At 61.7% G+C, this 22,575-nt stretch carries 16 protein-coding genes; 8 read left to right on the forward strand and 8 right to left on the reverse strand.

The annotated features are described in order from the left end of the window. Positions 1 to 8 precede the first annotated feature (8 nt). Both gltX and rpsT read right to left on the reverse strand, forming a co-directional pair. A complete protein-coding gene (gene gltX / locus N3J91_02075) occupies positions 9 to 1,355 on the reverse strand; it encodes a glutamate--tRNA ligase (protein ID MCX8155234.1) in 1,347 nt (448 codons plus the stop codon). A gap of 138 nt (positions 1,356 to 1,493) precedes the next feature. After that, a complete protein-coding gene (rpsT, locus tag N3J91_02080) occupies positions 1,494 to 1,757 on the reverse strand; it encodes a 30S ribosomal protein S20 (GenBank protein MCX8155235.1) in 264 nt (87 codons plus the stop codon). A 167-nt stretch (positions 1,758 to 1,924) separates the two neighbouring features. Between rpsT and N3J91_02085 the strand changes: the two genes are divergently transcribed. Beyond that, the gene (locus N3J91_02085; GenBank protein MCX8155236.1) at positions 1,925 to 3,346 is read left to right on the forward strand and encodes a Gfo/Idh/MocA family oxidoreductase; all 1,422 of its coding nucleotides are present in this window, start codon (positions 1,925 to 1,927) and stop codon (positions 3,344 to 3,346) included. A gap of 102 nt (positions 3,347 to 3,448) precedes the next feature. Here the strand turns inward: N3J91_02085 and N3J91_02090 are convergent, their stop codons facing one another. Next, on the reverse strand, positions 3,449 to 4,606 hold the full coding sequence (locus N3J91_02090; protein ID MCX8155237.1) for a glycoside hydrolase family 5 protein: 1,158 nt from the start codon (positions 4,604 to 4,606) through the stop codon (positions 3,449 to 3,451). A 308-nt stretch (positions 4,607 to 4,914) separates the two neighbouring features. Between N3J91_02090 and N3J91_02095 the strand changes: the two genes are divergently transcribed. From N3J91_02095 to N3J91_02110, 4 genes are all read left to right on the forward strand, one after another. Beyond that, positions 4,915 to 5,214 (forward strand): ferrous iron transport protein A, encoded by a 300-nt coding sequence (locus N3J91_02095; GenBank protein MCX8155238.1) that lies wholly within the window; start codon positions 4,915 to 4,917, stop codon positions 5,212 to 5,214. Positions 5,215 to 5,249: 35 nt separating this feature from the next. Further along, the gene (locus tag N3J91_02100; GenBank protein MCX8155239.1) at positions 5,250 to 5,495 is read left to right on the forward strand and encodes a ferrous iron transport protein A; all 246 of its coding nucleotides are present in this window, start codon (positions 5,250 to 5,252) and stop codon (positions 5,493 to 5,495) included. Between the two features lie 8 nt (positions 5,496 to 5,503). Beyond that, positions 5,504 to 7,807 carry a ferrous iron transport protein B gene (gene feoB / locus N3J91_02105; GenBank protein MCX8155240.1) on the forward strand — a complete coding sequence of 768 codons (2,304 nt, stop codon included), beginning with the start codon at positions 5,504 to 5,506 and terminating at the stop codon, positions 7,805 to 7,807. 190 nt (positions 7,808 to 7,997) lie between these two features. Beyond that, the gene (locus N3J91_02110) at positions 7,998 to 8,714 is read left to right on the forward strand and encodes an HAD family hydrolase (protein ID MCX8155241.1); all 717 of its coding nucleotides are present in this window, start codon (positions 7,998 to 8,000) and stop codon (positions 8,712 to 8,714) included. Between the two features lie 38 nt (positions 8,715 to 8,752). Here the strand turns inward: N3J91_02110 and N3J91_02115 are convergent, their stop codons facing one another. The 3 genes from N3J91_02115 to N3J91_02125 form a co-directional block, all read right to left on the reverse strand. Continuing rightward, entirely contained in the window at positions 8,753 to 12,463 is a 3,711-nt protein-coding gene (locus N3J91_02115) for a UvrD-helicase domain-containing protein (protein ID MCX8155242.1), read from the reverse strand. 11 nt (positions 12,464 to 12,474) lie between these two features. Further along, the gene (gene rmuC, locus N3J91_02120) at positions 12,475 to 13,968 is read right to left on the reverse strand and encodes a DNA recombination protein RmuC (protein ID MCX8155243.1); all 1,494 of its coding nucleotides are present in this window, start codon (positions 13,966 to 13,968) and stop codon (positions 12,475 to 12,477) included. Positions 13,969 to 14,083: 115 nt separating this feature from the next. After that, a complete protein-coding gene (locus N3J91_02125; protein ID MCX8155244.1) occupies positions 14,084 to 15,304 on the reverse strand; it encodes a hypothetical protein in 1,221 nt (406 codons plus the stop codon). Positions 15,305 to 15,447: 143 nt separating this feature from the next. Between N3J91_02125 and N3J91_02130 the strand changes: the two genes are divergently transcribed. Then, positions 15,448 to 16,008, forward strand: a complete 561-nt coding sequence (locus N3J91_02130) for a methyltransferase domain-containing protein (GenBank protein ID MCX8155245.1) — start codon at positions 15,448 to 15,450, stop codon at positions 16,006 to 16,008. Positions 16,009 to 16,051: 43 nt separating this feature from the next. Continuing rightward, positions 16,052 to 17,830, forward strand: a complete 1,779-nt coding sequence (locus N3J91_02135; GenBank protein ID MCX8155246.1) for a rhamnogalacturonan lyase — start codon at positions 16,052 to 16,054, stop codon at positions 17,828 to 17,830. Positions 17,831 to 17,865: 35 nt separating this feature from the next. Here N3J91_02135 and N3J91_02140 read toward each other — a convergent pair whose 3' ends face one another. Then, entirely contained in the window at positions 17,866 to 18,339 is a 474-nt protein-coding gene (locus N3J91_02140) for an acyl-CoA thioesterase (protein ID MCX8155247.1), read from the reverse strand. A gap of 161 nt (positions 18,340 to 18,500) precedes the next feature. Here N3J91_02140 and N3J91_02145 point away from each other — a divergent pair, with 161 nt between their 5' ends. After that, entirely contained in the window at positions 18,501 to 19,826 is a 1,326-nt protein-coding gene (locus N3J91_02145) for a Gfo/Idh/MocA family oxidoreductase (protein ID MCX8155248.1), read from the forward strand. A gap of 106 nt (positions 19,827 to 19,932) precedes the next feature. Here the strand turns inward: N3J91_02145 and N3J91_02150 are convergent, their stop codons facing one another. After that, positions 19,933 to 22,491 (reverse strand): beta-galactosidase, encoded by a 2,559-nt coding sequence (locus N3J91_02150; GenBank protein MCX8155249.1) that lies wholly within the window; start codon positions 22,489 to 22,491, stop codon positions 19,933 to 19,935. Between the last annotated feature and the right edge of the window lie 84 nt (positions 22,492 to 22,575).

The raw sequence follows: 22,575 nt of genomic DNA on the forward strand, positions 1-22,575 counted from the left end.
CCATCCGCTCAGTTCATTTTCGCCAGGGCGCGGTCCAGCCGCTGCAACACCCGCTCCTTGCCCAGCACTTCCAGCAGGTGATATAGGCTTGGCCCGGCGGTGCGGCCGGTGCAGGCCAGGCGGGTGGGATGCACCAGCACGCCGGCCTTCACGCCCAGCTCGGCGGCCAGTTTCTTCAACGTGGCCTCCAGCGTGGCGGCGTCAAAGCTGGGCAAGGCGGCAAAGGCCTCCCGCAGCTTCTGCAGGCGCGGCCGGTTTTCCGGGGTGAATTCCTTTTGCGCCGCCTCGGCCTCGTAGGTCAGTTCCTCGGTGAAATAAAAGCCGGCAAAGGCAGGCAGCTCCGCAAACAAATCGATCTTTTCCTTGCAGGTATCCAGCGCCGCCTTGACGTAGGGCAGGGGATAACGGTTGGTGTCAATGCCGGCATGAGCCAGGGCATGGACGGCCAGCTCGTAATAGCGGTCCGGAGCCATGCGGGTGATGTATTCGCCGTTCATCCACACCAATTTCTGGTAATCAAACCGCGCATTGTGGCGCAGGACCTGCGGCAGATCAAACCGCTCAATTAATTCCTCGCGGCTCATGATCTCGCGGTTGTCCTTGGGGGACCACCCCAGCAGGCACAGGTAGTTCACCACGGCCTCGGGGGCAAAGCCCTCGGCTTGGTAGGTGGTGAGCGAAGCGCCTTTGTCCCGCTTGCTCATCTTTGAGCCGTCCTGGTTGAGAATCAGCGGGATATGGGCGTACTTGGGCGGCGTGACTCCAAAGGCCCGAAACAACGCCAGATGCTTGGAGGTGTTGCTGATATGGTCTTCGCCCCGGATGACGTGGGTGATTTGCATGTCAATGTCGTCCACCACGTTGACCAGGTGAAACACCGGCTGGCCGTCGGAGCGGACAATCACAAAATCCGGGTCCAGCTCTTCACGATCGGTGAGCTGTCGCTTGATTTCCCCCACCACCAAATCCTCAATGATGATCGGCTCGCGGCTCATCTTGAATTTGATGGCCCCGTCCTTCTCATAGGCATGGCCGGCGCGCAGCAGATCCTGTACGCGGTCCATGTACAGCTCGCGCCGCTGACTTTGGAAATACGGCCCATAGTCGCCGCGGTAAGGGCCGGTGGCCTCCGGCGTCAATGGCCCTTCATCCCAGTCCAGCCCCAGCCAGTGCAACCCGTCCAGGATGACCTTGACCGCCTCCTCCGTGTTGCGGGCCGCATCGGTGTCCTCGATGCGCAGGATAAATTTGCCGCCGTGATGCCGCGCAAACAGCCAGTTGAATAACGCGGTGCGGGCACCCCCGATGTGCAGGTACCCCGTGGGACTTGGCGCAAAACGCACGCGAACTTTCATGCCGGCAATCTACCCCGCCGCTGCGCCGGCGAAAAGCAGGAAGTCACTCCCGGCGGAGTGCGGCAAACGGGGCAGAGTGCAAATAAAAGGCGGCCCGCCAGGGCCGCCCAGAAAGTGCATCTTGAACCGCCGGAATAATTACTTGACCGCGTTGACGCGGTGGGCCAGCCGGGAGCGCTTGCGGCTGGCGGCGGTCTTGGGGATGACCCCGCTCTTGGCTGCCTTGTCGAGCGCCGAGCTGACCTTGCGATAGGCGGCTGCGGCCTCTTCCTTCTTGCCGGCGGCCACCAAGGCATTCAATTCCTTTTGCAGGGACTTCAGGCCCAGCTTGACCTTGCGGTTGCGGATGCGCCGCCGGGCGCTGCTGCGCACGCGGCGTTCTGCAGATTTGGTATTCGGCATAATCGCTACTTATTCAATAACCCAACAAAAACGTTAATCCTAAAGCGCGCTACCATAGCGGTTGGCCCTGAAATGTCAACCCCCGGACTTAACATTCTTTTGTACCGCAGACGCCAATGGCGCAAAGGGCTTGTCAGGCGGAGGACTTGGCCCATAATGAAATCACCATGATGAAAAAAGACGCCCTTGCCATGAAAACCAACCGCCGCCAATTTTTGCGGGCCGCCGCTGCGGCCACGGCCGCTTTTTCCCTCGTTCCCCGCCATGTCCTGGGGGGGCCGCGCTTCGTACCGCCCAGTGAGAAAGTGAACATCGCCCTGGTGGGGGCTGGCGGCCAGGGCCGCACCAATGCGCGCAGCCTCTTCCAACAGGAGGATGCGCAGATCATCGCCATTGCCGATCCGGCTGAGTATTGGGAATTAAAGCGCTTTTATTATGGCGGCGTCGGGGGACGCAAACCGGTGAAGGAGGAGATTGAGAAGCATTACGCGCAAAAGACGCCTAATTTCAAATGCGCGGAGTACGAAGATTTCCGGGTCATGCTCGAAAAGGAGAAGGCGATTGACGCGGTGTTGTGCGCAACACCGGATCATCTGCATGCCTACGTCTGCATCCTGGCCATGAAAATGGGCAAGCATGTTTATTGCGAAAAGCCCCTCACGCATAGTGTGTGGGAGGCGCGCATGGTGGCCAAGGTGGCGCGCGAGACCGGCGTGGCCACCCAAATGGGCAATCAGGGGCATTCGGATGAGGGGATCCGTTCCACTTGTGAGTGGATTTGGGACGGGGCGATCGGCGAAGTGCGCGAAGTCTGCGCCTGGACGGGGGCCGGCAAGTGGATGAAGGAAGTGGGCCGGCCGGCCACGCAGGACCCCGTGCCCAAGGGATTGAACTGGGATTTGTGGCTGGGACCCCGCGAGCCGCGGCCCTACCATAATTCCTATGCGCCGGTGAGCTGGCGGTCCTACTGGGATTTTGGCACGGCGGCGATCGGCGACATGGCCTGCCACAACCTGGACCCCGCCTTCATGGCGCTGGATTTGGCCACGCCTGCCAGCGTGGAGGGCACGGCGTTCGCCCTGGATGACTACACCTGCTACGAGTGCGGCATGTTCACCTACAAATATCCGGCGCGCGGCCAGTTCCCGCCCCTCGTGGTGCGGTGGTTCGACGGCGGGTTGTATCCGCCACGGCCCGATGAGCTGGAAGAAGGCGAGCAGATGGGCGCCAACAATAACGGCATTTACTTTGTGGGCACCAAGGGAGTCATCATCTGCCCCGGCTGGGCCGGCAACCCGCGCATCTGGCCAGACTCGCTCATGCAGGCGTACAAGCGCCCCCCCAAAAAGCTCAAGCGCGTTAAAGGGCATCATCGGGACTGGCTGGATGCCTGCAAGGGCGGCGAGCCGGCCAGCGCCAATTTTGAATACGGTGCCAAGCTGACGGAGGTGGTGCTGCTGGGCACGGTGGCCCTGCGCTCCCGCAAGAAGATCTATTGGGACGCTGCCAACATGAAGGCCACCAATGCGCCGGAGGCCGACCGCTTCCTCAAGGGCACCTATCGCAAAGGATGGGAGTTGCCAGTGTAACGCCTTGAACAACGGGCTTGGCGGAGTGCGCGGAACAGGCCGGAGGTCCTGTCCAACGGGTTCTTTGCCGTCCCAACGCCCGCCCAGGGGCCAGGCGGCGGCTTACGCCGGCTTTAGACCCAGGGCTTCGGCCACAACCGTATCCACCACCGGCTTGCCGTCCAACCAGCGGCGATTCAGCCCGAAGCCTTCATCCCATCCCCAGACGGCCCAGCCGATGCGGTTTTCCGCAAGTACCTGGCCGAAGTCACGGAACCAGTTGGCGCGGTGTTCCGATTTGGCATAGGGCGGGAAGACCCCAAATTCGCCGCAATACAACGGCACGCCGTTCCGTGCGCCCCACTCAATACCTTCCTTGAACCGCGCGGCCAGCCGTTCCTTGTTCCAGCGCTGGCGGCCGTAGTTTTCCAGCATCCGCTGGGAGGACGGTTTGTCGGCCAGCGCCGGGAGCAGGGGGGCCACCGCTTCGGGACTGGAGGGATAGGGGACCTGCCGCAGCGGTTTGACGTCTTCGCCCGCCCAGGTGGCGCCCTGGTGGGTGAAGGGGAAGGGGTCGTAGCAGTGGAAGGAGTAAATGACGTTTTTGTCGGGCAGCAGCTTGAGTTTTTTCAAGCCGTCAATCCCGCCCCAGTTTGGCCCGGAGGTCATGATGGTGTGCCGGGGGGCGTTGGCACGGATGGCCTCGGCCAATCGCGCGTTCAAGATATTCCATTCCTCCTCGCGCCGGTCAAAGACCGGCTCGTTGATGATTTCAAGAATGGTCCAGTCCGGGTCAAAACTGCTCAGGCGTTTGGCCAAGGCGGACCAGAACTTGACGAAGGCGTTCTGCCACTCGGGATTCAGCTCCGCCGCGCGATCTTCATTGTGAATGTCCACGACCACTGCCAACTGGGCGTTTTGAAAGCGGCGAATGGCGGCCTCCAACTGCGCCCCGCGTTCCTCGAGGATGGCGCCGGTGGTCTGGTCCATGATCACGCGCGGCGCCACGCAAATCCGCACGTGTTTCAAGCCCATGCGCGCCATTAAGGCCGCCTCGGCCTCCCCAATATAGTTCTGAAAATGCTCCGGCGTATTCCGGGCGGGGAAGCGAAACCAGCGGCAGACATTGGCCCCGGTGGCTAGCCGCTCGAGGCGCACGGCGGGCACCCCCGCAGGCGCCGCTGCTCCCTGCAACCAGGGGCGGCAGGTCAGCAGGCCGCCGGTAACCAGGGCGGATTGACGCAAAAAGGCGCGACGCGGCAAGGCAGATTGATTTTTCATGGCGATTTATATAGCCAACCAAGGCACTGGCCGAAAAGTTATTTCTAAGGTTCAAACCATAAATATGGGCTTATCACACAAGGGGGAAGCGGGGATAAAACCCGCATTTTCATGCGCTACCGTCAGGCCTGAAGCTGGGAAATGCCCTCATCTGGGGCATTAACCCGGGGCAGTTGGGCTTTGCCGGCTGGTGCCGGGTGGTCGGCGGCCGTTACCCCGCCATTTTTTTGTCGCAGGTCAAATCGGACAAAAAATATCCTGTTTGTTCACTTGATACTCAGTCTCAATTGGTCTATGGTGACCGTGCTGTGAGCAACAAACCACAACGGGTGGTGCGTGAGGTGCAGGATTGTCCGCATCCGGACGTCTGTCCCTTGGCGCACTGTTTGGCGGGGACTTCGGCGCGAATCAAGCGGTTATCGCTGACGCCCGAGGTGGCGGAACGCCTGCGGGAGATGGGGGTGTTTGAGGAGCAGGAGGTGCGGCTGGTGCTGAAGGGCAACAATTTAATTTGCAAGGTGTGCAACGCCCGGGTGGGCATCAGCAAGCGGCTGGCGGAGCAGATTTTGGTGAAACCGCTGAACGGGGCCGGCAAGACAGCGGGATAAACAACAGTCATTTCTCGTCTTTTTCCCACGGCGCCATGAGCCAAATTCACCCGTTGACTTCTTTAAGTCCCGGCCGGGCGGCGGTGGTGGTGGAGATTCACCTGGGGGAGGAGGAGCGCTCCCGGCTGCTGGAGCTGGGCTTGGTGCCCGGCACGGTGGTGGAGCTGGTGCGTTTTGCGCCCCTGGGGGATCCGGTGGAAATCAAGGTGCGCGGGTATCATCTCACTTTGCGCCGGCATGAGGCGGAGCAGGTGCGGGTGCAAAGCCCGCCCGCGGGCTGAAGGGGACCATGGCGCCAACACCGTCCAAAACTGCGGCTTCTACGCCCGTTTATGTGGCTTTAACCGGCAATCCCAATTGCGGAAAAACCACCGTTTTCAATGCCCTGACGGGATTGCGGGCCAGGATCGGAAATTATGCGGGGGTTACCGTGGAGCGCAAAGAGGGCCGATTGCGCGGCCTGCCGCCGGGCCGGGACATCATCTTACTGGATTTGCCGGGGACCTACAGCCTCAGTCCCAAATCGCAGGATGAACGCATTGCGCGGGATGTTTTGTTGCATCGGTTGCCGGAGGTGCCCCCCCCGCGCGTGATCGTGGTGGTGGTGGATGCCTCGAATCTGCAGCGGCACTTGTATTACACCACGCAGGTGATTGAACTGGGACGGCCCGTCATCGTGGCCCTCAACATGATGGACGTGGCTGAGCAGAACGGGATGCACGTGGACGCCGCGGCGCTGGCCGAGGAGCTGGGGGTGCCCGTGGTGCCGATGGTGGCCAGCACGGGCAAGGGGGTGCCGGAGCTGCGGACACGCATCCTGGATTGGGTCCATCGCGACGCCCCGCCGCGACCGCGGCACCCACTGGTTGAATTGCCGGCCCCAGTAAAGGATGCCCTCCAACCCCTGACCGACGCGGTGCGGCAACTGCCCGATTGGGATGGGATGGTGGCCGCCGAGACGGCAGCCTGGTTGTTTTTAAGCGAGGACGAGCGCCACGAGGGGGAAAAATCCACCCCGACCGCCCTCCAACCCCTTTTGCACCAGACCCGCCAGCAGCTTGAACAAATATGGCCGGACTGGCGCGGGCGTTTGATTGAGTTGCGGTATGCCCGGGTGGCGGAGCTGGCCGGCAGGGTGGTGCGTCAGGCGGAGGCCCCGCGGGAGACCTTTAGTGACCGGCTGGATCGGGTAGTGACGCATCGAGTCTGGGGCCTGGTGATTTTCTTCGGGTTGATGGCCCTGTTATTTCAGAGCATTTTTGTCTTTGCCCGCGTCCCCATGGACTGGATTGCCGGCTTGTTTGATGCGGCGGGGGGATGGGTGGAGGGGCAGATGCCCCCTGGGCCGTTGAATGAATTGCTGGTGCACGGGGTTATTCGCGGAGTGGGGGCGGTGGTGGTGTTCCTGCCGCAAATCCTCTTCCTGTTTTTATTCATCTGCCTGCTGGAGGACACAGGCTACATGGCGCGGGCGGCTTTCATCATGGACAGCCTGATGAGCAAGGTGGGGCTACATGGCAAAAGCTTCATCCCGATGTTGTCCTCGTTCGCCTGCGCGATCCCCGGCATCATGGCCACCCGTACCATTGAAAGCCCCAAGGATCGGCTGGTGACCATTCTGATCGCGCCGTTAATGAGCTGCTCGGCGCGGCTGCCGGTGTACACCGTACTCATTGCGGCATGCATTCCTGAGCAGCGGTTATGGGGTGTGCTCAATCTGCAGGGGCTGACCCTGCTGGGGGCATATTTATTGGGGGTGGTATCGGCGCTGGCCGTGGCGTGGGTGTTCAAGCAGACCCTCCTTAAAGCCACCACACCGTTGCTGATCCTTGAGCTGCCGCCCTACAAACGGCCGGTGTTCACGGTCATTCTGCGCCACATGTGGGAGCGCTCGAAGTTGTTTCTTACCCAGGCGGGCACAATCATATTGGGCATTAACATTCTGTTGTGGTTTCTGGCCAGTTACCCCAAAAACGCCGAGGCGGAGGCCCAACTGGCCCGGCAACGCGTGGCGGTGATGACCCATGCCCTGCCGCATCTGGCCGGGGCCGGTGAAGCGGAGCGCGAGCAGGCATGGCAACGCTATCTGGAAACGCCATCCCCGGAAAAGGAGCCATGGTTGGCGCAATGGCATGCCTTGGAGACGGAGGCCAGCGCGGCGCGGTTGCGGCACAGTTTTGCGGGGCGTTTGGGGCGTGCCATTGAGCCGTTGATTGAGCCGCTGGGATTTGACTGGAAAATGGGCATCGGCATCCTGGCGTCCTTTGCCGCGCGGGAGGTTTTTGTGAGCACCATGAGCGTGGTGTATAACGTGGGCGGAGGGACGGATGACGATGCTGCCACGACAAGCCTGGCCCGCGTGATGCAGCAACAAAAGCGGCCCGACGGCACTCCTGTTTACACCACGCTGACCGGCATCACCCTGATGGTGTTTTATGTATATGCCCTCCAATGCGCCAGCACGGTGGCAGTGGTGCGGCGGGAGACCAATTCCTGGAAATGGCCGGCCTTTCAGTGGTTGTATTTGGGGCTCCTGGCTTGGACGATGTCCTTCCTGGTGTACCACTTCGGACGTTGGATGGGCTGGGGCTGACGAGGGAAGCGGCGCGTGGCCTCGTGGGCTAAAAGCCCTATTTTCCATCATTCTCTCAGCGAGGAGGCGGAAGTGAACGGGTGCTCATTTTTCATTTGGCGGGAAGGGGGGCAGGCCGCCATGATGGCCTTAACGTGCGCTGGCAATGATCAGCGCAAAACCTTTACCTGCTTTTTTGGGGCGCTGAGTAATGAAACCGCGGGCCATCATATTTGACGTGTACAAAACGCTGCTCGAAGTGGGGCCGCCTCCGCCGGAGGTGGAAACGCTTTGGGCAGAGCTGTGGCAGCGGTTTTTCTCACAACCACCCCCCTTAAGCCTGGCGGAGTTTGGGCTGGCGTGCGAACGATGGATGCGGGAAGAGTTTGCCCAGGCCCAGGTGCGGGGGATTCCGTTCCCGGAGGTGTACTGGCCGCGCATTGCGTGTCTCGCTGCCGCCGATCTGGCCGCGCTGAAGCCGCGGCAACTCGAGGATTTCCTCGTGGCTCAGGCGCGCATCTGGCATCGGGTGTGGCTGGCTGACGGGGCGGCAGAAACCCTGCGCTGGGTGAACCGCCAGGGGATGCTCATGGGCATTGCCTCGAATGCGCAGGCTTATACGTTGGCGGAATTGAGCGAGGCGCTGGCCGGGGCGGGACTGGATTTATCGCTGTTCCATCCGCGCCTGCAATTTTGGTCTTTCGAGCACGGCTTCTGCAAACCCGATCCCCATGTCTTCCGTTCGTTGCAGGCGCGGCTTTGGGCGCTGGATGTGGTGCCGGAAGCAGTCCTGATGGTGGGGGACCGGCTGGATAACGACATTCAACCGGCACGGGAGCTGGGCTGGCAGACATGGCATTTGGGGGCGCGCGAGGAAGGGGCTGACGGGGACTGGCGGGCTTTGCTTCGGGCGCTGGCAGGCACTTAGAAACGCCAGGCGCGGGGCAGCCAAAACACGGGCGTCAATCAAGACGTTTTGTTCCAGGCGGTCTCCGCCCCGATGGGGGGAATGGATGCGGTGATGCCCGGATGCAAAAAATGCAGCCAGAGATGGCGCACCCGGCGCTTGAAGATGCGGCCCAAAGCCAGCCCGTAGAGCTGAATTTGCAGGGCATAGAAAGCGGAGCGATCGGCGATTTCCTCGGCGGTGATGTGATCGGTTTTATAATCCAGCACCCACAGCTCATCATCGAGCACCACGACAAGATCCGCAATGCCCTGAACCACCATGAACTCTGTGTTGTCCAGTTTGTCATTGAGGGAAATGCCTGTCCGGCGCAGATCCTCGGCGGTAAAACGGGCCGTGAAGGGGATTTCCCGATGCACCCGGGCGGCTTGGTCACGAATGGCGCGGCCAATGTCAGAGTTCCAAAAATGGATTAAACTGCTCCAGTTCAACTGTTTGATTTCTTCTTCGTTAAGGAGGCCTTCTCGCATCATTTGTGCGGCCTGTTGTTGCAAATGCTCGCGATCGGGGGGAAGAGACAAATCCAGCCGCTCCAGAAACAAATGGTGAACTGCGCCGGCCTTCATGCCGCGGGCTTGGTCTGCCCAGGCGGCCTGGTGCCGGGTTGGGGGTTGTGTCTGCCGCAGCACCTGTCCCTCAGGGACATCCTCGTGCTCCAGCGCAGCTCGATGGCGGAGGGCTGAGACATGGGTCTTGGCCGGCTCGAGCGTGGCGGCCAGGGCGGGATATTTCCAATTCGCCAGGGAGGTCCACAGTTGAACAAGCTCAAGTGGCGCGGCTGCGGCATCCTCATCTTGGGCGGGTGAGGCAGCAGGGGAGGGGGGCGCGGGGGAGGACGCCGGCTCCTGGGCGAGGGACTGCGGAGGGTAAATCCGCCAGCGCAGAAACTCATTCACGCCGCTGGCCCCGTCCAGATGATCCGTGGGGGTGTGATTAAACCACCACCGCGCCAGCCATTCCAAGGGGCCTTGGGCACTGGCGATGGTTTGTGCGCTGATGGGCAGGAAAGCCCTATTTTGCCAGCGGTTCCATTGCGCTTGCGTGGTGCTGCCCGTGAGGATGAGAAGATCGCGGGCGCGGGTCATGGCCACATAAAGCAGGCGCAGCTCTTCGCCAATGAGTTCCGGCCGGTTGTTTTTTTGGGCCAGTTTGCGCACCAGAGTCGGATAAGGGGGCAGGCCGGCGCCGCGAACCCGGGGGCACAAACCTAATTCATCGTCCCAAAGGACTTCTTCCTGGGCGAGGTTGAATCGGGTGCCCAGGCAGGCCAGTACGACGATGGGAAATTCCAAACCCTTGCTTTGATGAATGCTCATCAAGCGCACGCAGTTGTCCGGCACGGTTTGCGGGGACTCAACCTGCAGTTCCAGCTTGGCGTACGCCTCCACATATTGCAGGAAACGATGCAAACCCTGGCGTTGCAGCGTGTCGAAGTGACGGGCGAGGTGCAGAAAATGCTGCACGTTGGCGTGGCGCTGGGCGCCTTCGGGCTGGTTGCGGCACCAGACATCGTAAAAGGTCTCGTTCAGGATGGTTTCCAGGCATGTGATCAACGATCCGCGGCAGGCCAGATCCCGCCAGCGGCGGTAACGCTCGAGGAAGCATTTAACCCGCCCCTGGGGTGAATTGGCCGTGGCTTCGGCGGGGCCCTGCTCCACCCAGCGTTGCAGGGCAAGCCACAGGCAGCCTTTGCGGCTGGCCAGGCGAATGGCGGCCAGATCGTCAAGCTTCAATCCCACGAACGGCGAGCGCAACACCGCCACCAGTGGGAGGTCCTGCCTGGGATTGTCCAGCAACCGCAGCAGGTTCAGCAAATCTTTGACTTCCTGCGATTCCAGAAAGTTGTCGGCCTCCGCGCGCAAGGGAATGCCGGCCTGGTTAAACTCATGCAGAAAAGCAGGGATGCGTCCACGCGGGCCGCGGAGCAAAACGACCATGTCCCGCCAATCGGCAGGGGAGAATTTGTTTGCCTCGGGGCGCCAGACGGCATATTGGCCCTTGAGCTGCTGCAGTTTCTGGGCCACCAGCCGGGCCTCGATTTTCAATTTATCCGCTTCCACCGCCGCGGTACCTCCCGGGCTTTCCACGGTGGCTTCGTCGGCTTCTTCCATTTTCTCTTCGGGCTCGGTTTCTGCCGCCGCCTGGCCCCACATGATCAGATTCAGTTCCACGCGGCGGCTGTCCTCTGGCTCACTCTGGCGACTCAGGGGTTGGCGGTGGTCCGGCGCGCCAAATTGGAGATAGACGCGCTGATCGTATTGGACCCCGCCCACCTTTTCGATCATCAGGCCGGCGAAAAACTGATTCACAAAATGCAGAATGGCCTCCCGGCTGCGGAAATTTTCATTCAAGTACAAGACCTGGCAGTGGGGGGCCTGGGCCCATTGACTGGCGTAGTTTTGAAAGATTTTTGGATCGGCTTCACGAAAGCGATAGATGCTTTGTTTGACATCGCCCACTAGAAAGCGATTGGCCTCCCGGCCTTCGCGGGAAAGGGCACGCAGAATGGCGTCCTGGGCAGGGTTGATGTCCTGGTATTCATCCACCAGCACAAACTCAAACCGTTGCCGCCATTGTTGGGCGATGGCGGAGGGCTGGCCGTGGTCGTAAAGCAGCCGGAGCGCTAATTGCTCAAAATCATTAAAGTCGAGGGCGCCCTGCTGCCGCTTGGCGGTGGTGTAACACTGGTCAAACTCACGCAGCAGTTCCAGCAGCGTCGTCAGCCAGGGCCGGACGATTCCCCAGTCTTCCGCCAAAGGATTTGCCCCGCCCACGTCCGAATCAGGCAGGTAGGCCAGCAAAAGGTCGGTTTCTTGGAGAAACTTTTTAATGGGCGCCCGGCCTGCCTCGGCCTGCCTCTTGGGCCAGTTGGAAGTGGTATCATGTTTTTGTATGGCTCGCAAACAGGCGCTGACTTCCGCCAGCGTGGAAAACCCATTGGGTATCAGTTGAGCAAAACTCTTCGCATGGTGGATGGTCTCCGGCAAGATTTTGGCATTGTCGGCATAGTGCGGCTGGTCCAGCAAGTCGAGGTATTCTTTCCAGGCTGCTGCCCAGGCCGTGAAGGCGCGCGGGAGCTTTTGCATCCAATCTTCCGGCGAACTTTTAGCCAGCAGTCCTAGCTGGTCGTTCAGCCAGCCTTCGGCATTAGGGCGGGTGCGCCAATGGCGGTGCAATTCGAGAATCCACTGCCGCGCCAGTCGCTCGGCATCGGGGCCAAGAGATTTCAACCATTGGCGCACCTGAGTCATCCGCGTCTCCTCCTTTGGCGCGAGCCAGGCATCCCAGAGTTCATCCAGGACCTCCTCCTGCAGCAATCGGGCCTGGGGGGGATCGAGCACTGCCGGTTGGGGGTCAATGTTTAGTTCCAGGAAATGACTGCGTATGAGTTCCAGGTTGAAGCTGTGCAGGGTGCGGATGTGGGCGGAGTCCAACAGGGCCAGTTGGTGCTGCACTGCTTCCCGCTCCGATTCTTTTTGACTCCGTTCCCAGAGTGCGCGGCGCAGGCGTTCCCGCATCTCCGTGGCGGCCGCCTCGGTAAAAGTGACCATGAGGATGCGGTCCAGCGACGTGCGGGTTGGCGCGTCAAACAACCAATACAAGCACCGGGCCACCAGGGTGCTGGTCTTGCCGGTGCCGGCGCCGGCCATCAGCAGCACGTTGCCGGAGGCTGCGACGGCGGCTTGCTGTTGGGCGGTGAGCTGGGGCATGGCCGGAAGCTTCAGGACTGAGGCTGCGCCGGCAGCGATTGTGTTGCAAGCGCGTGCTCAATTTCACGGGGTTCCCGCAACTGCCGCTCGGACGGCGCAACGCCCAGTTCACGCAGGCGCTCTCCCTGGGGCCGCAGGCGGTACTGATAACTATTCACGGCCGCGTTGAAAGCCTTGTTGGCTTTTTCCAGCCCTTCGCCCAGATCCCTGAAGTGCCCCAGAAATGTGGTGACCCGGTTGTACAATTCCTTGGCGGCTTCGGCGATTTTCTGCGCATTTTGGTTTTGCTGGTAGTACTGCCAGCTTACGGAGACGGAGCGCAGCAGGGCGATTAACGTGGCTGGCGTGGCGAGGAGAATCTTCTGCTGGGCGGCATAAATCAACAAGTCGCGATCTCCTTCCAGGGCGGCGCTGAAGAGGGACTCCGCCGGAAGAAACAACACCACATAATCCAGGGATTGCGGAATCGTCCCGGGATAATTGCGCTTGGCCAGATCGACAATGGTTTGTTTGAGTTTGATGGCGTGGTCCTTGAGGCGCGCCGCGCGCCGCTGGGGATCGGCTTCCTCCATGGCCTGGCAATAGTCCAGTTCCGGGACTTTGGCGTCCACAATGATGACCCGTTCGCCGGGGAGTTTGATCACCAGATCGGGACGCTGCCCTTCCACCCCCATTTGCACCTCGAAGTCGCAAAAGCTGCTCATGCCGGCGGCTTCGACAACCCGCCGCAGCGTTTCCTCGCCCCACTTGCCGCGGGCCTGGGAGTTTCTTAGGACCTGCCGGAATTGCTGGGTTTCCTGGGCAAGTGTGGCGCTTTGTTGATTGAGCGATTCAAGCTGGGCTTTGACCTCCCCCAACACCTTGCTTTGCAGGGTCTCGGCCTGCTGCAGGCGCTGCTGGTATTGCTGCAGCGATTCCTGCAACGGTTTGAGCAGGCCGGCAATGGCCTCCTGCCGCTGGGCCAAATCCCCTTTGGCCGTCTCCTGAAAGCTCTTTAAGGTTTCTGTTGCCAGCCGTAAAAATTCGGGTTGGGTGGCCTTGAGCGCCTCCAAACTCAAGGCCTTAAATTTATCGGACAAGTCTTGCAGGGCCTTGGCGTGGTTGGCGCGCAATTCCTCCATGGCCTGCTGGTGGGTCTGCTCCTGGCGTTGCAGCAGCTCGCGGGTGGCGCGCAAATCAGCCTGGGCGGCGGACAATTCGCGGGCGGTTTTTTCCTGGGTATCGCGCAGTCGCGCCAGCTCCTCCCGGGCCTGCTCGCGTTGTAGTTTTTCCTCCAGTACGGCCCGCTCAAGGTTTTTGACTCCAGCCTCCGCGGCGGCTTGTGCCTGGGCGGCAGATTGCAACTGCGCCCGCAGATGGTTCAAGTCGGTGTCGCGCTGAGCCAGTTGTTGGCGAAGTTCCTGAAGCAGGGCGGTGTCGGCCGGCGCGGCCCGGCGGCTGCCCAGCAGCCAGCCCATGGCAAATCCCACCGCGCTGCCGAGGAGGAGGTAAAGCAGGGGTTCCATAATTTATGCGGCCAATCTACGCGCAAACATGGGCGTGCTCAAGCGCGAAACCGGCTGGGTCTCTTCCTCCTTTACTCCGGCGCGGAATCGAAACCAGCAACCGAATGTCCAACCCTCATGGCCGGCGGGGTTCTCTGGATTTGGAGTAAGACTCGTACAGTTGGTCCCCTAGGAGCACACGCAGAGCGGCCTCGCGCTGCTCACGCAGGGTTTGCAAGGCGGCGGTGCGGGCATCGGGAGTTAGCGCGGGATTGTTGCGAATGGCCAATTCCTCCTCGGCGCTGGCCTTTTGGATTTCGTACAGCGGCAGGGTGGCCTCAGGCGGCACCCCCAGCTCCTCGGCCAGCAGGCGGGTTTCCCGAAACACGGGGTCCTGATTGAGTTTGTATTCCTGGAAACGCTCTCGTCCCAGTTGCCGTTGCAATTCGGCCTCGGCTTGTTTCTGCAACTGCTGGCGTTGCGCCTCATAGGCCTCCGGCGAGGTGACGGTGGCCCACATGAGCTGGCGCTCGGCCCGGTCCAGAATGCGGAAAATGCCGCGGAATTCCTCCGGGGAGGCATCGAATCCCTGCAATATGACGCGGGCGCGGTCAGCGAGGGGGGAGTTGCGCAGGAGAAATTCTTCGAGCTGCTCGGCCGTGAGCAAATGCTCCAGGCGTTCGCGATATTCGCGCTGGAGGTGGGCGCTGACCAGGGGATCGGGCGGGCGGCCTTCGGCGGCCTGCTGGCGGACATGCTCGGCGAGGCGGCGTTGTAAGGTTTCCCAGGCATCATAAATGGCGCTGATGGTGGCGGCGGGCAGTTGGCTGAGGACCGGGCCGGTGAACCTGGGGCCGGCCGGTTTATTCCCCGGCGTGGCGGCACGCTCCTGCGCCTCCCAATCCGCTCCCAGCAGGGCGCGCAACAACTGGCGCCGCTCCCGCTCCAGCAGTTCCAGGGCTGACGCCGCCCGGCTCAACACTTCCAGGTCCGGCTCCAACCGCCACCATTGATCATGCTCGGTGGTGATCAGCGCGGCGCGTTTGCGGGCGTAATGCTGATTCACATCGGCCACGATGATGTCGCGGATGGTGGCTTCGGGGCAGCCAATGGCGCGCAGGTTGGCAACATACTGAAAATAATCGTCCGATTCCACCTGCCGCCAGTGGAACGTGTTGGTCTGGATAAAAATGTTGGTGGTGACCACCCGTGCCGGCACAATGACCGGGCGGGCCTCCGTCGCCGTCACCACCACGGGCGGCGGGGCCGGAGGGGGGCGGTGGCCGGCCTGCCACCACAACCCCAGAAGCAGCAGATTCAGGGCCAGCGAGAGCCCCAACCAAAACCGGGAGCGCATACCCGATGTAATTTGCGCTCGACGAAGCCCGGAGGCAACGGCTAATTGTAACCTTCGTCAGCAGAATTGCGTCCAAAACCATAACTATGCAGCCATACCAAAAGAAACTCGCTCGTACCGCCCTGCTGGCCTGCGCGCTGGCCATGGCGGCCCTAACCCCAACCCTCTTTGCCGCGGACACCCCGGCGCCCAAACGCCAGCCGGACGTGGTCTTCGTGCCCACTCCGCAGGAAGTCGTGGACAAGATGTTGGAGCTGGCTGAAGTGAAGAAGGGGGACATTGTTTATGACTTGGGCTGCGGCGATGGCCGGATTGTGGTGACCGCCGCCAAGAAATTTGGGGTCAAGGCCTATGGCTTTGACATCAACCCTGAGCGCGTCAAGGAATCCCTCGAAAATGTTAAAACCAATAAAGTCGAGCACCTGGTAACCATCAAGGAAGCCGACATTTTTGAACTGGACCTGAGCGAGGCCACGGTGGTGACACTGTACCTGCTGCCCGATTTGAACGTGAAATTGATGCCGCAGCTCCGCAAGCTCAAACCCGGCTCGCGCATCGTCTCCCATGATTTTGACATGCGCGGCGCCAAGCCGCTCAAGGTGGAAAAGGTGGTCGTCAAACGGCAGGACGGCGACAATTCTTATGTGCATGAAGGCGAGCACACCGTTTATTTGTGGAAGGTGCCCTGGGAAGAGGAAAAATAGTTCCCGCCTTTGCTTCGTCAGCGCACTCCGGCTGAGTGCCGGAGTGTTTTTGTTTTCAGGGCTGGCCCTGGCCGTGGTGGCCGGCATAGTGCCGCCTGAGGCGTTGGGCCGGGGCACGGTGGCCCTCCAAACGGCGCCGGGGCGGGTTTACCTTGGCTGGCGGTTGCTAACCACGGATGCGCCGGGAACGGCCTTCCATGTCTATCGCAGCGTCCATGAGGCTGCGCCCGTCAAATTGACCCGTGAGCCCCTGCGTCGCACGACGGACTTTGTGGACGACGCCGCACCGACCAATGGCGTGGCGGCGTATTTTGTGCGGCCGGTGGTGCAGGGGGTGGAGCAGGCCATGGGTCGTCCTTGGGTCATCAATCTTTCCCAGGAGCCGCGGCCCTATCTGGCCATTCCCGTGCAGACGCCGCCGGGTTACCTGCCCAACGATGCCGCCCCTGGTGATCTCGACGGGGACGGGGAATACGAAATCGTACTGCACCAGGCAGGGCGTGGCCGGGACAATTCGCAGCGGGGACAGACGGATCCGCCCATCCTGGAGGCATACAAGCTGGACGGCACGCGGCTCTGGCGCATCCTCCTGGGCCGCAACATCCGGGAAGGCGCGCATTACACGCAATTCCTGGTGTTTGATTTCGACGGAGATGGCCGCGCGGAAGTGGTTTGCAAAACAGCGGATGGGACGGTGGACGGCACCGGGCAGGTGCTGGGGGATGCCGGGGCGGATTATCGCAGTCCCTCCGGCTATGTGCTGAGCGGGCCGGAATATTTGACGGTGTTTGAGGGACGCACCGGCCGCGCTCTGGTGACCACCAACTATCTTCCCCCCCGGGGGGACGTGGCCGCCTGGGGGGATGATTACGGCAACCGCGTGGATCGTTTCCTGGCGGCGGTGGCCTATCTGGATGGACAGCGGCCCAGTTTTATCATGTGCCGCGGTTATTATACGCGCACCGTGTTGGTGGCGTGGGACTGGCGGGACGGCCGGTTGACCCGACGTTGGACCTTTGACAGCCATGACGGCCCGCCCGCCCGGCGCGAGTACGCCGGCCAGGGGAATCATAACCTGTCCGTGGCCGATGTGGATGGCGACGGGCGCGATGAAATCATTTATGGGGCCTGCACGGTGGATGACAACGGGCAGGGCCTGTACACCACCGGCCTGGGCCATGGTGACGCCCTGCATGTCGGTGATTTGGACCCCACCCATGCCGGTTTGGAGGTTTTTGGCATCCATGAAAAAGCTCGCCATCCTCATGGAGTCTCATTTCGAGAGGCCCGCACGGGAAAAATCCTGTGGAGCAAAAGCTCCGCCGATGTGGGGCGGGGGCTGGCGGCGGACATTGACCCACGGCATCCTGGCACCGAGTGTTGGGCGGCGGGGGCCGGCCTCAGCGGGCTTTGGAACGCCCGGGGCGAAGTAATTTCCGAGCGGCGGCCCCGCTCCTGCAATTTTGCGGTGTGGTGGGACGCGGACCCCTTGCGGGAGCTGCTGGACCGCAATGTGATCACCAAATGGAACTGGGAAACGGCCACGGAGACAACGCTGCTGGTGGCGGAAGGCTGCGCTGCCAACAATGGGACCAAGGCCACCCCGTGTTTGAGCGCCGATCTTCTGGGGGACTGGCGGGAGGAGGTGTTGTGGCGGAGCGTGGATGGGCGGGAGCTGCGCCTATACGTTTCCACCCTTCCGGCCGCCTTCCGGTTGCCCACCCTCATGCAGGACCGGCAATACCGCCTGGCGGTGGCCTGGCAGAATGTCGCTTACAACCAGCCACCGCATCCCAGTTTCTGGCTCAAGGCGCCGGAATAACAAATCATCTGCCCACGGGGCAGGGCGGGTGCCTGTCATTCGGAGCTGGCCACGGGGGAGGGGGTGTTTTGCCGGGCCAGCGCCTTTTCAAACGCCTCCCAGAACCATGCCGGGGGCCGGATGGGTTTGCCCTGGGCATCGGTGAACCCATGCACGGTGTAGCCGCGGGCCACGGGTTTGCCCGTCTCGCCGTGGACGATTTCCACCATACAGCGCAGGCGCGCGCGGCCTTCGGGCGCGGCCCGGACGGTCAACTGCAGCAGGTCATCATAGCGGGCGCGGCCGAGGTATTCGACGTGGGCTTCAACGAGCGGCAGCAGGACGCCGCGGCGCTCCATTTCCGCGTAGGGCAGCCCCAGGCTGCGGAGCAGCTCGGTCCGGGCGCACTCAAACCATTCGAGGACCCGGGAGTTGTAGTAAGTGCCCATCTGATCCGTTTCACTGTAACGGACGCGCAAGCTCAGCGTATGCTGATAGGCGGCCGGCGTGGCCGGGCGTGGCTCATTCATGCACAGGATGTTGAACAAGGGCGCCGCCCTTGGCAATGTGAAGATGCGCCCGGAAGCCGTCGTCCAATCCTTATCACGCCGCTCGCTGCGGTACAGAAACAATCATAAAAAAGGCTGGCTTTTTGCCTGCCGATGGTTGAAATAACCTGTCACAGACACTTATGAAAAAGACCAATACACAGCAAACTGAAGTCACCCGTCGTAACTTTTTGAAGGGCGCCACCGTCGTGGCGGGCGCCGCCGCCGTGGGTTTCCCCTCGATTCTTCACGCGCAGGCAAACATCACGCTGAACGCGGCCATCATTGGGCTGGGCGGCCGCGGCTCCGGCGCGGGCAATAATTTCCTCTCCGCGGCCCAAGCCGCCGGCGTGCAGGCCAAGATTGTGGCCACCGCGGACATTTTCCCCGGCAAGGCCCGCGACCTGCAGGACAAATGGGGTGTGCCGGAAAACCAGCGGTTCAGCGGTTTTGACAGCTACATCAAGGCCATGCAAGTGCCGGGGGTGAACTATGTCATCCTGGCCGAGCCGCCCGGTTTCCGGCCGATTCACTTCAAGACCGCCATCGAGCTGGGCAAGCATGTATTCACGGAAAAGCCGGTGGCGACCGACGCCCCGGGCTGCCGCATCATGTACGCGGCCTACGAGATGGCGAAGCAGAAGGGATTGAAAGTGGCCGCCGGCACGCAACGGCGCCATCAGGCGGGTTATGTGGAGACCATCAAACGTTTGCAGGACGGGGCAATTGGGGACATCGTCACCCTGCGGGCCTACTGGGTCAACGGCGGCCCGATCTGGCATCGCGGTGTCAAACCCGGTGTCAGCCCGCTGGAGGTGCAGATTAATAACTGGTACCACTACATCTGGCTGTCCGGCGACCACATTTGCGAGCAGCACGTGCACAACCTGGACGTCTGCAACTGGATCATGAACGGGCATCCCGTCCGTTGCTGGGGCATGGGCGCCCGCCAGCAACTCGGCGACAAGGCCGGGGAAATTTGGGACAACTTTGCCGTGGAGTACGAGTATGCCAACGGGGCCCGCATGTACAGCTACTGCGGCCAGATCAAACGCGCGTGGGCCAGTGTCAGCGAGGCCGTGCATGGCACCCAGGGCACTTCCAACCCCAGCGGCAGCATCACAACCAAGGACGGCCAGCGCTGGCGCAGCAGCCTGCGCTTGCAGAGCAATGATCCTTACACCCAGGAGCACATTGACCTCATTAATGCCATCGTTAAAGGCACCGAGTTGAACGAGGCCAAAAATGTGACCGACAGCACCTTGACGGCCATCATGGGCCGCGAGGCGGCCTACAGCGGCGGCGAGGTCAAATGGGACGACATCCTGAACAACGAGTTCAAGTACGGACCCGACCTGCTCTACACCGATGTATCCAAGATGCAGTGGGGCGAGTTCCGCACGCTCAAACCGCCGATGCCCAGCCAGCACAACATTCTGGCCAAGCCGGCGCAGGTCAGCGTGGCTTAAACCCCATTTAACCTGGTTTCACACACGGGTGGAGTTTCTGCTCCACCCGTTTTTTTGTTCTTACTTCAGGCCCTGCCTCTGGCAGGCAGACCAGCCAGGGGATGACTTAATGGAGGAGATAGAGGACCGCTCCTTTACGCAGCGATACCGAGCAACGTCCATTGGGCGCGGCCACGCGGCGGCTTTCCCCCATCGTATTCATTAATGTGACCTGAGCACTGTCCACGGGCACCGTGACCTGGGCATCGCGCAGCGGATTCCAGACGGCGGTCACCCGCGACGCGCCTTGTTTGGCTTTGAATGTGTAGGCCAGGGTGTCGCCTTCCATGGGTAGTTGGCGTTCCAGGACTTTCCCGCGCAGCAGGCCGGCCAGCACGGCGTAGGCGCGATAGGCCGGTTTGGGACGGAAATCCCGGTGCACAATCCCCATCTGATGCTCGAAATAAATGGGGTCCTCGCCGTCATTGCGGAAGTTGTACCAAAACGTGCGCGGCTCCACCCCGGAGACAATGGCGCACAGGTAGCTGCGTGCGATCAGCTCGGCCTGGGCGCGAAGGGTGGTGGGCACAAAATCCTGGCGCAACGTGTTGTGCGGTGTAAATGTGGCCCAGCCCATCTCGGTGAGCCACACCGGCCGCCGGCGGCCATCGGGCAGCATGACCTTGTCGGAGGCCTTCTTCAAATCGGCAATGAACTCGGTGTCCTTGAGCACCCGGCGGTAGGGGTGAATGGTCAGGATGTCGAACGGCGCCTGCAGGGCGAGCATCTGGTCAATGAACTTGTAATCAATGCCGGCGGTGGAAAGCCCCAGCACCTCGGCCTGCGGATCCAACTCCTTGATGGCGGCGTAACTGCGCTTCAGCAGCTCGGCGTACATTTCCTTGGGCCCCTGCCAGAAAAAGATGTTGGGTTCATTCCAGATTTCCCATTGTTTAATGTCCTTGCCATAGCGCCGCACCAGGGCCTGGACATAGCGCACGTAATCGTCCACGCCCTCCGGGGTGTAGGCCTTGGTCCAGGGCGCCCAGTAACAGACGATGGCATACACGGTGATGCCGTTGCGTTTGGCGCAGGCCATCATGTCGTCGTAGAATTTCCATTGGAATTCGCCTTTGCGCGGCTCGATGCGTGACCAGGCGAATTCTTCGCGTGACCACTTGACCCCGGCATCGCGGGCCATCTGGGCGGCCTGTTCCATTTGGGCCAGGCCGCGGGCATCGCCGCCGTAACGATAGAGGTACAGCCCCATGCCAAAGAGCGACTCCGGCTCCAGCGTGGCCTCCCCTCTGGTTTCCAGCGGGGCCACCCAGGCGGTGGTCACGGGGGGCACATCCTGGCCGGGGAGGTCCACGGAGAACTCGGCCTCCAGGAATTTAGTGGCAGTTTGCCTTGGCAGTGGCACGGTAATCTCCAGCGGCTGGCCCAGGGCAGGCACGCGCACTTTTTGGCGGTTGCGGGCCACTTCCTGGCCCTCCCAGGTGCGCCACACCCACGTTAGCTCGCCTTCGAGCGGTGTTTCAGAAAGTGCGCGCAACGTGGCGGTGCTTTGCCAGCGGCCTTGCTGCTCGCGGGTGTCGGCGGTAAGCAGGCAGCGTTTGTCGGCGGGGCAGGAGCCGTCAATGCGGACTTCGAGCAATTCCACGGTGCGCTGATCCCGCAGGTTGCCGGCTTGCACCTGCAGCGTGCCCAAGCGCAGCGGGCCGTGCATCTTGCCGTCGTTCTCGCCTCCGTACCATTCCCAGCCCGGGCCGGGCGGGCCGTCGGTGACATATTCGGTAATGCCGTCGCCGGTGGTGGAGGGCACGCGGGTCAGCTCTTTGTGAAAGGTCATGAAGTGCGTGTACACACTGAGACGGACGGGGTGCCCCTGTAAATCGCCGCGCAAACGCAGGCGCAGGCGGTCCACATTGCCCAACAAGGTGCGCTCCGGCAGGCTTAGGCCGATGGAGCGCGCGCCTTGGGAAAAATCGAGCGTCCATTGGCGGCCCTCCAGGCGGCTGGCTCCCCCGTTGCCGTCCACCCGCAGACGCCAGCCCTCGGCCTCAGTGAACTGGTACGCAGGCCAGGACACGCGGGCTATCAAGGCATCGGCATTGATAAGAGTCAGGTCATCGAAGTCCAGTACGCCCTGGCGGGTCTCGCCGTTGTCAATCAAAAGGGCCAGTTGCTGTGGCGGGCCGTGGATTTTCCCATCGTTGGCGCCACCCCAGTGGCCCGACCACTGCGCGAAGGTTACCGAGGCCCGCACCCAGCGGCCGGCCGGACATTCCACCGGCTTTTGCAGGGTCTGGCCGGTGGGGTCCGTGTAGCGAAAGACAAGGCTGTGGCCTTCGGGGCGCCTCACCCAGAATTGCAAGGCATTAAGATGGGTTGGCACGTTGGTGGGGACCCGGAAAATTGCTGCCACGTAATTGCCGCCGCCGGAAAAATCGAACTCCAGACGGCCGCCCATTTTCCCGGCATGGGCGGCCTGCGGGGAAAAGAAGAAGCGGCCTTTGGCACCCGGGAATTCTGCACCAGGACTGAACGACCAGCGGTTGGTGGGGCCTTCAAAGTCTTCGAGCAACATCGGCGGGGCAGGGGCTGCCGCCAGGGGCAGGGAAAGTGTTAGCAGCCAGGCCAGCTTGAGGGCGGTGTGCCAGTCGGGTTTGGGCGTATATTTCATATCGTGACATGAGTCATGCTGCCGCGTGAGCCACCAGGGCTCAATGTTAAAACGGCACGCCCGCCTGAATTATTCAGATTTGCC

The organism is Verrucomicrobiia bacterium (assembly GCA_026414565.1).
Lineage (GTDB): Bacteria > Verrucomicrobiota > Verrucomicrobiia > Limisphaerales > Fontisphaeraceae > Fontisphaera.

Excerpts from the sequence above, each read along its gene's own strand:
- N3J91_02100 (MCX8155239.1), top strand. The coding sequence starts at position 5,250 with ATGAGCCAAATTCACCCGTTGACTTCTTTAAGTCCCGGCCGGGCGGCG.
- N3J91_02145 (MCX8155248.1), top strand. The coding sequence starts at position 18,501 with ATGAAAAAGACCAATACACAGCAAACTGAAGTCACCCGTCGTAACTTT.
- N3J91_02125 (MCX8155244.1), bottom strand. The coding sequence starts at position 15,304 with ATGCGCTCCCGGTTTTGGTTGGGGCTCTCGCTGGCCCTGAATCTGCTG.
- N3J91_02115 (MCX8155242.1), bottom strand. The coding sequence starts at position 12,463 with ATGCCCCAGCTCACCGCCCAACAGCAAGCCGCCGTCGCAGCCTCCGGC.
- feoB (MCX8155240.1), top strand. The coding sequence starts at position 5,504 with ATGGCGCCAACACCGTCCAAAACTGCGGCTTCTACGCCCGTTTATGTG.
- N3J91_02130 (MCX8155245.1), top strand. The coding sequence starts at position 15,448 with ATGGCGGCCCTAACCCCAACCCTCTTTGCCGCGGACACCCCGGCGCCC.
- N3J91_02090 (MCX8155237.1), bottom strand. The coding sequence starts at position 4,606 with ATGAAAAATCAATCTGCCTTGCCGCGTCGCGCCTTTTTGCGTCAATCC.
- gltX (MCX8155234.1), bottom strand. The coding sequence starts at position 1,355 with ATGAAAGTTCGCGTGCGTTTTGCGCCAAGTCCCACGGGGTACCTGCAC.
- rmuC (MCX8155243.1), bottom strand. The coding sequence starts at position 13,968 with ATGGAACCCCTGCTTTACCTCCTCCTCGGCAGCGCGGTGGGATTTGCC.
- N3J91_02110 (MCX8155241.1), top strand. The coding sequence starts at position 7,998 with ATGAAACCGCGGGCCATCATATTTGACGTGTACAAAACGCTGCTCGAA.
- N3J91_02150 (MCX8155249.1), bottom strand. The coding sequence starts at position 22,491 with ATGAAATATACGCCCAAACCCGACTGGCACACCGCCCTCAAGCTGGCC.
- N3J91_02140 (MCX8155247.1), bottom strand. The coding sequence starts at position 18,339 with ATGAATGAGCCACGCCCGGCCACGCCGGCCGCCTATCAGCATACGCTG.
- N3J91_02085 (MCX8155236.1), top strand. The coding sequence starts at position 1,925 with ATGATGAAAAAAGACGCCCTTGCCATGAAAACCAACCGCCGCCAATTT.
- rpsT (MCX8155235.1), bottom strand. The coding sequence starts at position 1,757 with ATGCCGAATACCAAATCTGCAGAACGCCGCGTGCGCAGCAGCGCCCGG.